Origin of the sequence: Streptomyces sp. NPDC055966, assembly GCF_042269865.1 — a bacterium.
Taxonomy (GTDB): domain Bacteria; phylum Actinomycetota; class Actinomycetes; order Streptomycetales; family Streptomycetaceae; genus Streptomyces.
Window position 1 is genome coordinate 196082 of sequence record NZ_JBHJYK010000011.1, and the last position, 12194, is coordinate 208275.

Genomic DNA, 12194 nt, shown 5'->3' on the forward strand with positions numbered 1-12194 from the left:
GGCGTATGCCTGTTTCCCTGCCCACCGGGGGTCGGACGGCCGCCGATGCAAGGAGCGTCCGTCGGTGCAGCGGGCCGCGCGCGGGCCCTTCAGAGGCGCCGTCGAAGGCATCTGGCATCTGCTCGCTCCTCACCCGGCGGCCCGTCCCGGCTGCCGTCGCCCGGCACGTTGAGTGATTAACGCCTTAACCGCAAGCCGTGACAGGGCGTTGGGGTACACATGACGAACTCCGCCGCCCACGCAGTTCGGTCGCGATGATCCGTTACCGGATCCCGTCGGGTTGGAGAGCACCAGAGCGGGGGCGCGTACTCCGCGCGTGACGACAAGACGCGACAGGCGTCGGTATCCGGCACACCGACAGCCCACCCCGAGCCGTCCCGGCGCCCGCACGTCACTTCCCCGCTGCCGTCCCGAAGGGGAGGGGTTCGCCCGAGGGGAGGGTCACGCATGGCGTCCAAGTGCCGCGCCACCTCGGCCAGTTGCCCATCGGTAATCCGCGTCGCGGCAAGGGCCGTGGCCATCGGTTCGAGGAGCCGCCGTACCTCCATGAGGGCCTGCAGGGCGACCGAGTCGCCCTGCAGCAGCTCCACCGCACCGCCGAGCCCCCCAAGAGCAGACTCGGCTGCAGGCTGGTCACATAGGTGCCGTCGCCGCGCCCGACCTCCAGGACCCGCGCCACGGCCAGTACCTTGACCGCTTCGCGGGCAAGGTTGCGGGACGGGCCCAGCTGCGCGGCCAGGTCCGCCCCTGGTGGGAGTTTCGAAGCCCGGAGGCAGCGCGCCGGTCCGGATCAGCTCACGGATCTGCTCGATGGCCTTGTCCGTCAGAGACATCGCACATCCCTCCCCCACTGTGCCCCGCGGGGACGTCCGGCCTGATCAGCCCCTGCGCGCGCAGATCGTCCCAGAGGCCCTCCGGGACGCGCTGACCATGGAGTTCCACGTTTCGTCCGACCTGTGCCGGAGTCCGCATGCCGAGGGTGACGTTGACGATACTGGGATGCGTGTACGGGAAGGCGATCGCGGCGGCGGGCAGGCTGGTCCCGTGCGCCTCGCAGACCTCGGCGATCGCCCGGGCGCGGACGACCACAGCCGGCGGGGCGTCCCGATAGTCGTACTTCATGCCCTCGGCGGGCCGGTCACGGGAGAGCAGTCCCGAGTTGAACACGCCCACCGCCACCACGCTCTTGCCGAGTTCCCGCGCGGCGGGCAGGACGTCGTCCAGCGCCGACTGGTCCAGGAGCGTGTAGCGGCCGGCGAGCATCACCACGTCGGCGGCCGTCTCGCGCAGGAAGCGGGCGAGCATCGCCGACTGGTTCATGCCGGCGCCGATCGCTCCGATCACACCCTGGTCCCGCAGTTCGGCGAGCGTGGGCATGGCCTCCAGGGCGGCCTGCGGCCAGTGGTCGTCCGGATCGTGCAGGTAGACGATGTCCAGCCGGTCCAGGCCGGTGCGCTCCAGTGTGTCCTCGATGGAGCGGAGTACGCCGTCGCGGCTGAAGTCCCACTGCCGGCGCACGTCGTCCCGTACGACGAAGCCCTCGGTGTCGACGCCGCGTGGCTCCTCGTTGGGCACCAGCAACCTGCCCACCTTGGAGGAGATGACGTACTCGTCGCGCGGGCGACCTCGCAGGGCGGCGCCCAGGCGGCGCTCGGAGAGGCCGAGGCCGTAGTGCGGTGCCGTATCGAAATACCTCAGGCCTGCCCCCCAGGCGGCATCCACGGCGGCGGTCGCGTCGGCGGCCGGGGTGACGCGGTAGAGGTTGCCGATCACGGATGCCCCGAAGCCGAGCTCGGTGAGTGAGACGGACGTGTTCTGGATCTTCCGCTGGTGCAAGACGTGCTCCTGGGATACGGGCGACGGGCGCCGGTCAACGTCTGACGTGGGGCGACCCGCCCGCGATGAGCGCCTCGACCTCGGCGAGCGAGGCCATGGAGACGTCTCCGGGCGTGGTCATGGTGAGCGCGCCGTGGGCGGTGCCGTAGGCCAGGGCCCGCTCCAGGCCGGCGTCGTCGAGCAGTCCGTGGATCAGCCCGGCGGCGAAGGCGTCGCCGGAGCCGATGCGGTCCAGGACCTGCAGGCCGGGCATCCGGGGGCCGGCGATGAAGCCGGTTTCGACGGACCAGGCGGCCGAGGACCAGTCGTTGACTCCGGCCGACGGTACGCCGCGCAGGGTCGTCGCCAGTACGCTCGCCGCGGGCAGCAGGTCGGCCACCTCGGCGAGGGCGTCCGCCAGTTCGTCGCCCTCGATGCGCGCCTGTCCCGGGTACGTCCCGGCCAGGCCCAGGGCGCCCACCACGACGTCGGCGTGCCGAGCGAGCCGCAGGTCGGCCTCGCGGGCGGCGTCGGCGCCGCCCCGGCCGGCCCAGAGGCTGGGGCGGTGGTTGGGGTCGTAGGAGACGGTGACACCGTGGCGGCGGGCCGCGGCCATGGCCTCGTCGGCGACGTCCACCGTGGTGTCGGACAAGCCCGCGAAGATGCCGCCGGTGTGGAACCAGCGCACGCCGGACGAGAACACCGCGTCCCAGTCGACGTCACCTTTGCGCAGCTGGGAGACGGCGGTGTGCGCGCGGTCGCTGACGCCCAGCGCGCCGCGGATGCCGTAGCCGCGTTCGACGAAGTTGAGGCCGTTGCGGACGGTGCGGCCGATACCGTCGTCGGGCACCCAGCGGATCAGCGAGGTGTCGACGCCGCCCTGGAGGATCAGGTCCTCGACGAGCCGGCCCACCTCGTTGTCGGCGAGGGCGGTCACGACGGCTGTGCGCAGCCCGAAGCAGCGGCGCAGTCCGCGTACCACGTTGTACTCTCCGCCGCCCTCCCAGACCTGGAAGGAGCGGGCGGTGCGGATCCGTCCCTCGCCCGGGTCGAAGCGCAGCATCACCTCGCCGAGGGCCACCACGTCGATCACGTCGTGCTCCTCTCCACCGCCTCGGCGGTCAGTCGGCGGATCTCCTCGTAGTCGCCTCGCTCCAGGTGGGCGGCCCTGGCCATCCAGCTGCCGCCGACCGCGAGGACCGCCGGGTCGGCGAGGTAGGCCGCCAGGCGGGAGGCGTCGATCCCGCCGGTCGGCACGAAGCGCGTCCCGGGGAAGGGCGCCGCGAGCGCCCGCAGCGTCCGCAGGCCGCCGAGCGGCTCGGCGGGGAAGAGCTTGACGGTGTCGAGGCCCGCCTTCAGGGCGTGCATCAGCTCGGTGGCCGTGGCGATACCGGGCACCACGGGCACTCCCAGCTCGCGGCACTTCGCGACGACCTCCTCGTCGAAGCCGGGACACACCACGAAGCGGGCCCCGGCCGCCACCGCCCGCTCCGCCTGCTCGGGCGTGCGAACCGTGCCGGCGCCGACGGTGAGCCCGCCATGCGCGGCCATCGTCTTGAGCACCTGCTCGGCGTCCGGTGTGCGGAAGGTGACCTCGGCACACCGTGCCCCGCCCGCGGTGAGCGCGTCGGCGAGTGGGCCTGCGCCGGCCGCGGACGGCACGGTCAGTACGGGCAGGAGACGGGCCCCGGCCAGTGCGGTGGCCGGGTCGGGGCCGCTCATCGGCCGAGCCACCCGCCGTCGACGGGCAGGACGACGCCGTGGATGTAGGCGGCGGCGTCCGAGGCGAGGAACACCGTGGCGCCGGCCAGGTCGTCGGCGTCACCCCAGCGGCCGGCCGGGATCCGGTCCAGGATCGCCCTGCTGCGCACCGGGTCGTCCTGCAGGGCCTGGGTGTTGTCGGTGGCGATGTAGCCGGGCGCGAGGGCGTTGACGTTCACCCCGTGCGGGGCCCACTCGTTGGCCAGGGCCTTGGTCAGACCGGCGATGCCGTGCTTGGCGGCCGTGTATCCGGGCACGGTGATGCCGCCCTGGAAACTCAGCAGCGACGCCGTGAAGATGACCTTCCCTTCGCCGCGGGCCACCATCGCGCCGCCGACCGCCCGGGTCAGCGCGAACTGCGCGTTGAGGTTGACCTGCAGCACCAACTCCCAGTCGGTGTCAGTGTGTTCGGCAGCCGGAGTACGGCGGATCGTGCCCGCGTTGTTGACCAGGATGTCCACCGGGCGCTCGCGTCCGGCGAGGTCCGCGCCCAGGGCTCGTACGGCGGCGGGGTCGGCGAAGTCGGTCCGGATCGCCTCGAAGGAACGGCCCGCGGCGTGCACGTCCTTCTCCACCGCACTGCCGGACTCCTCCAGCGCGGCGCTCACCCCGATGACGTCCGCACCGGCCCCGGCCAGCGCGCGGGCCATGGCCCTGCCGATACCGCGCCGGGCCCCGGTGACGGCAGCGAGCCTCCCGGTGAGGTCGAAGGCGGTCATGCGGCCGCTCCCTCGGTGTCGTCGGTGCAGTCCACGAGGATCTTCATCACGTCACCGCCGCCCTCCAGGGCCTCGAACGCGGCCGGCGCCTGCGTGAGGGGGACGACCTTGCTGATGAGGCGCTCGGCCGGGATCGTGCCGTCCGCGACCAGGGTCACCGCGCGCTCGAAGTCGCCACGGTCGTACAACCGGGCGCCCACCAGGGTGAGTTCGCGCCAGAAGAAGCGGTGCAGGTTCACCTCGCGGGGGCGGGGGTGGATGGCGACGAGGCAGAGACGGCCGCGTACGCCCAGCACGTCGACGGCCGTGTCCACGCCGCCCGCCGCGCCGGACACCTCGAAGGCGACATCCGCGCCCGCGTCCTGCGTCCACTCGCCGGCCAGGGCGCCGATGCCGTCCGCGGCCGGGTCCCAGACGGTCAGCCCCAACTCCTCGGCCAGCAGCCGACGGTGGGCGCTCGGCTCCACCACCCGCACCTCGGCACCCGCGGCCCGTGCGACCAACGCGATCAGCACTCCGACCGGCCCGCCACCGACCACCACGGCCTTCTCGCCCTCGGCGACCTTCGCCCGGCCCACGTCGTGCACGGCCACCGCCGTCGGCTCGACGAGCGCGGCCCGGTCCAGGGCGAGGGAGTCCGGAAGCCGGATCAGCGTGGAGGCGGGCACCGTCCAGCGCTGCTGCATCGCGCCCGGGGAGTCGATGCCGATGAAGTCCAGGTGCTGGCAGATGTGCTGATGTCCGGCGCGGCAGGCCGGGCAGGTGCCGTCCCAGCGCAGCGGCATCACGGTGACCGCGTCACCGGCCCGCCAGCCTTCCACGCCCGTCCCGACCCGCACGACCCGGCCGGACATCTCGTGCCCCAGAACGGCGGGCGTCTGGACCCGGGCGTCCATGTCCCCGTGGAAGATGTGCAGATCGGTACCGCAGATACCGACGTAGGCGGGAGCCAGCTCCACCTCACCCGGACCGGGTGGCGCACCGATCGCGGAAGCCGTGTCCAGCGTGCGGGCGGATGTGTAACGGACGGCGAGAGTCATCGTGTCGTCAGGGTCCCTTCAGCGCGTACGCCGATGGTCAGCAGCAGGTTGGCGTAGGTACGGGTGTCGGCGGTGACGATCGCCAGCGCCAGGTCGGGCGAGCGGGCGGCGTCGTAGAACTCGAAGCGGCCGAGCGTGTCGACCGGGAGGGGCGCCAGCATCGCGCGGTACTCGGCGATGGCGGGCGGTTCCGGTTCGCCCTCGGGCGGCACCATGACGTGGGCCGCCTCGACAGGCAGGGCGCGCAGCAGGACGTCGAGCACGGTGGTGACGTCGAGCAGGCCGGGGGCCAGGTTGAGGTGGACGGTCCGGGCGCGCTCGCCGGTGGCGGTGCTCGCGGGGTAGTGGCCGTCCGCGAGCAGGACACGCGATCCGTGCCCGGCTCCGGCCAGGGATTCGAGGATCCCGGGGTGCAGCAGTTCCGTCAGGAGCACGGTGTGCCCTCCTTCGTGGGGGCAGGGGGCAGGTGGTAGAAGGCGGTCGCGGTGCCGGCGAGCACCGCGTGGATCTCGGTGCCGGAGCAGCCGTCCAGGAGTTCCCCGACGGTTGCGGCCCAGCGGTTCCATCCGCCGGCGAGGAGGCAGACCGGCCAGTCGGAGCCGAACATCAGCCGGTGGGGACCGAAGGCGGAGAGCAGCACGTCCCACACGGGGCGGATGTCGTCGATGGTCCACTTCTCGTGGTCGGCCTCTGTGATCAGACCCGACACCTTGCAGCGGACCTGGGGATGCCTGGCCAGTGCGCGCACCAGCCGGGTCCAGTCGGTGAGATCCTGCCTGGCGAGCGGCGGCTTGCCGGCGTGGTCCAGGACGATCGGCAGCTCGGGGAGGCGTTCCGCGAGACGGATCGCCTGCGGGAGCTGGTGGCTGCGGATCAGCACGTCGTATCCGAGCCCGCGCTCCCCGACCGCTGCCAACCCCCGTTCCACGTCCGGCCGATGGAGCCAGTGCGGATCGGACTCGCCCTGCACGAGGTGGCGTAGGGCCCGCAGGTACCGGCCCCCGTGCCCGGTGCGCAGGTCGTCGAGTACGTCGCCGATCGTGGGGGACGTCAGGTCCGCCCAGCCGACCACGGCACTGATCAGCGGGTCGCTGTCGGCCAGGGCGAGGAGGTCGCGGGTCTCGGGAACGGACGCGATGCACTGGACGACCACCGTGCTCGTCAGTCGTCGTCCGGCGATCGGCCGGGTCGCGGACGATCGCAAAGCGTGCGAGCTGAAGCTGCGGCGGATCGGCTCGTGCGCGGGCTCGTCCAGCCAGGGCTGCGGCCGGACGTCCAGGTCCCAGACGTGGTGGTGGGCGTCGACAAGTCCCTGGGCGTCAGACACGAGCGGTCCAGACGGGGCCGTCGGGGTAGGCGTACTCCTTGAGGGACTCGGGGTGCATCTGTGCGCTCAGCCCGGGCAGTGTCGGCGCGAGGTAGTGGCCGTCGACGATGCGCACCGGGTCGACGAAGTGCTCGTGCAGGTGGTCGACGTACTCGATGACACGGTCCTCGGTCGTGCCGGAGACCGCTACGTAGTCGAACATCGACAGGTGCTGCACCATCTCGCACAGGCCCACGCCACCCGCGTGCGGGCAGACCGGGACGCCGAACTTCGTGGCGAGGAGCAGGATCGCGATGTTCTCGTTGACGCCGCCGACCCGCGCGGAGTCGATCTGCACGATGTCCACCGCGCCGGCCTGGAGGAGCTGCTTGAAGACGACGCGGTTGGCGATGTGCTCGCCGGTGGCGACCTTGATGGGGCTGACGGCCTTGCGCACGGCGGCGTGGCCGAGGATGTCGTCCGGTGAGGTGGGCTCCTCGATCCAGTACGGCTGGTAGGGGGCCAGGGCGCTCATCCAGTCGATCGCGGCTTGGACGTCCCATCTCTGGTTGGCGTCGACCGCGATGCGGATGGAGTCGCCGACCGTCTCGCGCGCGGTGCGCATGCGCCGGATGTCGTCCTCCAGGTCCGCGCCGACCTTCAGCTTGATCTGGGTGAAGCCGTCGGCGACGGCCTCGCGGGCCAGGCGGGCCAGCTTCTCGTCGGAGTAGCCGAGCCAGCCGGGGGTGGTGGTGTAGGCGGGGTAGCCCTGGTCGAGCAGGCGGCCGATGCGCTGTTCGCGGCCGGGCTCGGCGCGGCGCAGGATCTCAAGTGCCTCATCGGGGGTGAGGGCGTCGGACAGCCAGCGGAAGTCGACCTGCGCGACCAGGTCCTCGGGTGACATCTCGCCGAGGAAGCGCCACACGGGCTTGCCGGCCCTCTTGGCGGCCAGGTCCCAGGCGGCGTTGACGACCGCGCCGGTCGCCATGTGGATGGCCCCCTTCTCCGGGCCCAGCCAGCGCAGTTGCGGGTCGTGGACGAGGGAGCGGGAGAACGTGCCGAGGTCGGCGCAGACTTCGTCGACCGACAGGCCCACCACGTGTGGGGCGAGGGCGGCGATGGCTGCGGCCTGGACGTCGTTGCCGCGGCCGGTGGTGAAGGCCAGGGCATGGCCCTCCAGGCCGTCGCCGGCGTCGGTGCGCAGGACGACGTAGGCGGCGGAGTAGTCGGGTTCGGGGTTCATCGCGTCCGACCCGTCGAGGTGCTCTGACGTCGGGAACCGCACGTCCAGCACGTCCAGGGCGGTGATACGGGCAGCGGACGCGGAAGCGGACAGGGCGGATGACATGGCGGCGACTCCTGTGAAGTGCGGGGGCGATACGGCCCCTTGCGGCGAGACGGGGGTGCGGCGGAGGGTGCCGGGCGGCCTGGACGGCCGCCGGGCTCACTCCTGGACCTTGCCGCCGGTGATGCGCGAGATGGTCAGGGCGACCAGGATGATCAGGCCGTTGAGGGCACCGATCCACTGGGCGGGGACGCCGGCCAGCGTGAGCACGTTCTGGATCATGAAGAGCAGCAGGATGCCGCTGAACGCCCCGAACATGGTGCCCTTGCCGCCGTTCAGGCTGATCCCTCCGATGACGGCGGCGGCGAAGACGGTGAAGATGTAGCCGTTGCCCTGTGCCGAGGCGACCGAGGCCAGGCGTCCGGAGAGCATCAGTCCGGCGAGGGCGGCGAGGACGCTGCCGGTGACGATGACGATCCACAGCACCCGGTCGGTACGGATGCCGGCCGCCTTCGCGGCGTCGACGTTGCCGCCGATGGCGTACAGCGAGCGGCCGAAGCTGGTCCAGCCGAGCACCACGATCGCGACGGTGAACAGCACCAGGCACACCCAGATGGACGCGGGCATCCCGAACCATTCGGCGGTGCCGAGGTAGAGCATCGACTGCGGCAGCTGGAAGAAGGTCTGGCCGCCGGAGATGCCGGTGAGGACGCCGCGCAGGACGATCAGCATGCCGAGGGTGACGATGAAGCCGTTGAGGCCGAAGCGGATGATCAGCAGGGCGTTGATCACGCCGACGAGCGCGCCCACGGCCAGGGTGACGGGAACGGACCACGCGCCGGGGAGCAGTCCGAGTCCGTGGCCCGCGCCGACCGGCACGACCAGCCAGGCCGCGACGCCGGGGGCGAGGCCCATGGTGGACTCCAGCGACAGGTCCATCTTCTTGACGATCAGGATCATCGTCTGGGCGAGGACCAGCAGGGCCATCTCGGACATGGTCTGAAGGACGTTGAGGAGGTTGTCGGCCTGCAGGAAGACCGGGTTGACGACCTGGCCGACGATCGCGATGACCACGATGGCCGGGACGAGCGCGAGGTCGCGCAGCCGGGCCAGGGGTATCCGGCCGCCGAGCAGCGCGGTCCGCCTGGGCACCGGCTCCGTGCCCTTGGCGGCGGCGGTGTCCGCGAGGACGGTTTCAGGCATCGCATCAGGCATGCAGGTCCACTCCTTCCATCGCGGCCACGAGGTCGTGGTCGTGCCAGCCGCGGGCGATCTCCGAGGTCACACGGCCCTGGAACATCACCAGGACCCGGTCGCACATGTGCAGGTCGTCGAGTTCGTCGGAGGCGATGAGCACTCCGGTGCCGGTGGCCGCGGTCTCCTCGACCTTGCCGAGGAGGAACTCCTTGGAGCGCACGTCCACGCCCGCGGTCGGGTTGATCAGGACCAGCAGCCGGGGGTCGTCGGCGAGGGCGCGGGCCATGACGACCTTCTGCTGGTTGCCTCCGGACAGTGCGGAGACCGGCAGTTCGGGACCGGGAGTCTTGATCGCGAGGTTCTCGATCAGGCCCTCGGCGAGCCGGTCGCGGCGGCTGCGGCTGAGGAACCCGCCCTGGCCGAGCCGGCGGGGAACGGACAGGGTGGCGTTGTCCGCGATCGACATGTCGGGAACGAAGCCCTGGTGGTGCCGGTCCTGGGGGACGAACCCGGCACCTGCGGCGAGCGCGGCGGGCACGCTTCCCGGCCGGGGCCGCCTCCCGGCGATCTCCACCTCACCCGCCGCTGCCGCCCGAAGTCCTACGACGGTCTCGGCGACCTCGGTACGACCGCTGCCGGCGGCACCCGCGAGGCCGACGATCTCGCCGGCCGCGATCTGGAAGCTGACGTCGTCGTAGGCGTCGCCCCGCAGAGCGCGGACGCTCAGTGCGGCCGTGGCAGCGTGGGCGAGGACTCTCGTGCGTTCCTCGCGCCGGTCGGCCGCCGCCTCGCCGGTCATGGCGGCGACCAGGTCGGCGCGGGGAAGGTCCGCGACGGGTGCGGTCACGATGTGCCGGGCGTCGCGGAACACCGTCACCATGTCGCAGATCTCGTAGATCTCCTGGAGATGGTGGCTGATGAACAGGAAGGTCACGCCCTGGCGTTGCAGGTCGCGGATGCGGCCGAAGAGGCGGTTGATGGCCGCCCCGTCGAGTTGGGCGGTCGGCTCGTCGAGGATGATGAACCGGGCCCCGAAGGACAGCGCGCGGGCGATCTCGACGAACTGCCGCTGCTCGACGCTCAGATCACCGGCCGGAGTCTGCGGGTCGACGTCCACCGACCAGGTCGACAGCAGGTCCTGCGCGCGGCGACGGGTGGCCTGCCAGCTGATGAGCCGGCTCTGTCCGTGGTCGTGCCGGTTCAGGAAGAGGTTCTCGGCGACGGTCAGTGCGGGGATGATCGTCGACTTCTGGTAGACGCAGGCCACGCGTTGCCGCCAGGCGTCACGGTCGCTGGGCCGGGGGGCCGGCTCGCCGCCGAAGGTCACCCTTCCCTCGTCGGGGGCCTGAAGGCCGGTGAGGACCGACACCAGGGTCGACTTGCCGGCTCCGTTGCGGCCGACCAGCGCGTGGGTCTCGCCGGGCCGGACGGTGATCCGGGCGCCGTTCAGGGCCACCGTCGGACCGAATCGTTTGACTATGCCCGTCGCCTCGACGACGGGCGGGCCCGAGGGGGACCGCCCGCCGTCCGCCTGGGCGGGCGCGGGGGTGACTGCTCGCTCCCCGTCGCTCATCTCAACCTCCTTGTCCTCGTGCGCCGTTGCGTCACTGATGTGGAATCACCGATGCGTCCCGATGAGAAGTCAGAGGAATCAGCCGAGGTTGTTGCCCCACAGCGCCTTGTCGTCGCTCTTGACGCTGGGCACGCCGCCGTAGGTGCCTCCGTCGGCGGTGACGAGCGGGGCGGGGAGCTGGTCCTCGAGTACGCCGTCGCGGACCTGGATGATGGTGCTGTCGTGGTCGGTCTTGCCGGGCTTGAACGTCTTCCCGTCGATCGCGGCCTTGACGTAGTACAGGGCGTACTTGGCGTAGAGGTCGGCCGGCTGCGAGACCGTGGCGTCGATCTTGCCCGCGGCGATGGACTTGAGCTCCTCGGGGATGCCGTCGTTGGACACGACGAACACGTGCTTCGTGTCCTTCGGGCCCACCAACAGGCCTTTCTGCTTCAGGACTTGGAGCGTGCCGGACAGCGCGAAGCTGGCCTCCATGTAGACGCCCTTGATGTCCGGGTTGGCCGTCAGGTCGGTCTGCAGCTTCTGGGCGGCGACCGCGCCGTCCCAGTTGGTGGCCTCGCCGAACACCTTGATGTCCGGGTAGTTCTTCTTCATGCAGTTGTTGAACGCCTCGGTGCGGTCGCGGCCGTTGATGGAAGAGAGGTCGCCCTCCAGCATGACGACCTTGCCCTTGCCGCCGAGCTTCGCGCCGAGGTACTGGCAGGCCTTCTCGCCGTAGGCGCGGTTGTCGGCGCGTACGACCATGTAGACCTTGCCGGTGTCGGGGCGGGTGTCGACCGTGACGACGGGGATCTTCTTCGCCTCCAGCTGCGCGAGGGTGGGCGCGATGGCGGCGGTGTCCTGCGGGGCCATCGCGAGACCCTTGACGCCCTGACTGATGAACGTCTGTGCGTTGGCGGTGAGTTTGGCGACGTCGTTCTGCGAGTTGGTCGTCTTCAGGTCCAGGCCAAGCTGCTTGCCGTACTGGGGCGTGTACTTGATGTAGGAGTTCCAGAAGTCGGTGTCGGAGCGCGGGTAGTCGACGCCGACCAGCGGCGCGCCGCCGGCCCCGGTGCCGGAGCCACTGCTGCAGGCGCTGAGCAACGTCAGGGCGGACAGGACGGAGACGGCTGAACAGAGGGCGGTTCTGACTCTCATCGGTGCTTCCTCGCGCCGGTCCCGTAGCGGGAGATGTTTCGCCTCGACGACATCTGCGTATCGCCGTGCCGAAAGAGATGGGATGTTTATAGGCGCGCCCTCGCCACCCTGTCTACCCCACGATCGAATGAGTATCAAAATGTCAGCTCACAGCCCATCCGAGATTTCAACCTCGGCGCCAAGGGGGCAAGACCCATCCCATCAATCCTCGCGTTTGACCGATCCAGATCAGCCATGTAGCCCTGACAGACATTCCATGTCTGGTCAGTCGCAAACCGCATCAGACCGGCACCAAATAAAGCCAACTCTCTGACCGATCGGCGCTTTTCATCCCTGCACACCGGTTGACATCCCAGGGAGA

Annotated in this window: 11 protein-coding genes and 1 pseudogene; all 12 read right to left on the reverse strand. The window is 70.9% G+C overall.

From position 1 onward, the window contains the following. Positions 1-440 precede the first annotated feature (440 nt). Positions 441-833: pseudogene (locus tag ACFC8N_RS24300) on the reverse strand (FadR/GntR family transcriptional regulator); the annotation flags it as partial. After that, positions 796-1836 carry an aldo/keto reductase gene (locus tag ACFC8N_RS24305; RefSeq protein WP_376289680.1) on the reverse strand — a complete coding sequence of 347 codons (1041 nt, stop codon included), beginning with the start codon at positions 1834-1836 and terminating at the stop codon, positions 796-798. The gene ACFC8N_RS24305 and the pseudogene ACFC8N_RS24300, both read right to left, overlap by 38 nt. Before the next feature lie 34 nt (positions 1837-1870). Next, positions 1871-2908 carry a sugar kinase gene (locus ACFC8N_RS24310; protein WP_376289682.1) on the reverse strand — a complete coding sequence of 346 codons (1038 nt, stop codon included), beginning with the start codon at positions 2906-2908 and terminating at the stop codon, positions 1871-1873. Beyond that, positions 2905-3537 (reverse strand): bifunctional 4-hydroxy-2-oxoglutarate aldolase/2-dehydro-3-deoxy-phosphogluconate aldolase, encoded by a 633-nt coding sequence (locus tag ACFC8N_RS24315; RefSeq protein ID WP_376289683.1) that lies wholly within the window; start codon positions 3535-3537, stop codon positions 2905-2907. The genes ACFC8N_RS24310 and ACFC8N_RS24315 overlap by 4 nt, the downstream gene beginning before the upstream one ends. Then, positions 3534-4295: an SDR family oxidoreductase gene (locus ACFC8N_RS24320; protein WP_376289684.1), complete on the reverse strand. Its 762-nt coding sequence runs from the start codon at positions 4293-4295 to the stop codon at positions 3534-3536. The genes ACFC8N_RS24315 and ACFC8N_RS24320 overlap by 4 nt, the downstream gene beginning before the upstream one ends. Further along, complete coding sequence (locus ACFC8N_RS24325; protein ID WP_376289686.1) at positions 4292-5335, reverse strand: zinc-binding dehydrogenase; 1044 nt, start codon at positions 5333-5335, stop codon at positions 4292-4294. The genes ACFC8N_RS24320 and ACFC8N_RS24325 overlap by 4 nt, the downstream gene beginning before the upstream one ends. After that, positions 5332-5769: an RbsD/FucU domain-containing protein gene (locus ACFC8N_RS24330; RefSeq protein WP_356024961.1), complete on the reverse strand. Its 438-nt coding sequence runs from the start codon at positions 5767-5769 to the stop codon at positions 5332-5334. Before ACFC8N_RS24330 ends, ACFC8N_RS24325 begins: the two co-directional genes overlap by 4 nt. Further along, positions 5760-6662, reverse strand: coding sequence for an amidohydrolase family protein (locus ACFC8N_RS24335; protein ID WP_376289688.1), 903 nt, complete (start codon positions 6660-6662; stop codon positions 5760-5762). Before ACFC8N_RS24335 ends, ACFC8N_RS24330 begins: the two co-directional genes overlap by 10 nt. Next, entirely contained in the window at positions 6655-7989 is a 1335-nt protein-coding gene (locus tag ACFC8N_RS24340) for an L-fuconate dehydratase (protein WP_376289690.1), read from the reverse strand. The genes ACFC8N_RS24335 and ACFC8N_RS24340 overlap by 8 nt, the downstream gene beginning before the upstream one ends. Positions 7990-8085: 96 nt before the next feature. Next, positions 8086-9129, reverse strand: a complete 1044-nt coding sequence (locus ACFC8N_RS24345) for an ABC transporter permease (protein WP_376289839.1) — start codon at positions 9127-9129, stop codon at positions 8086-8088. A gap of 4 nt (positions 9130-9133) precedes the next feature. Continuing rightward, positions 9134-10696: a sugar ABC transporter ATP-binding protein gene (locus ACFC8N_RS24350; protein ID WP_356024969.1), complete on the reverse strand. Its 1563-nt coding sequence runs from the start codon at positions 10694-10696 to the stop codon at positions 9134-9136. Positions 10697-10774: 78 nt separating this feature from the next. Further along, complete coding sequence (locus ACFC8N_RS24355) at positions 10775-11833, reverse strand: sugar ABC transporter substrate-binding protein (RefSeq protein ID WP_376289692.1); 1059 nt, start codon at positions 11831-11833, stop codon at positions 10775-10777. Positions 11834-12194 lie beyond the last annotated feature (361 nt).

Bases quoted from the DNA above. Each gene is read 5' to 3' on its own strand.
- ACFC8N_RS24315 (WP_376289683.1), bottom strand. From the start codon at position 3,537: ATGAGCGGCCCCGACCCGGCCACCGCACTGGCCGGGGCCCGTCTCCTG.
- ACFC8N_RS24320 (WP_376289684.1), bottom strand. From the start codon at position 4,295: ATGACCGCCTTCGACCTCACCGGGAGGCTCGCTGCCGTCACCGGGGCC.
- ACFC8N_RS24325 (WP_376289686.1), bottom strand. From the start codon at position 5,335: ATGACTCTCGCCGTCCGTTACACATCCGCCCGCACGCTGGACACGGCT.
- ACFC8N_RS24340 (WP_376289690.1), bottom strand. From the start codon at position 7,989: ATGTCATCCGCCCTGTCCGCTTCCGCGTCCGCTGCCCGTATCACCGCC.
- ACFC8N_RS24345 (WP_376289839.1), bottom strand. From the start codon at position 9,129: ATGCCTGAAACCGTCCTCGCGGACACCGCCGCCGCCAAGGGCACGGAG.
- ACFC8N_RS24350 (WP_356024969.1), bottom strand. From the start codon at position 10,696: ATGAGCGACGGGGAGCGAGCAGTCACCCCCGCGCCCGCCCAGGCGGAC.
- ACFC8N_RS24355 (WP_376289692.1), bottom strand. From the start codon at position 11,833: ATGAGAGTCAGAACCGCCCTCTGTTCAGCCGTCTCCGTCCTGTCCGCC.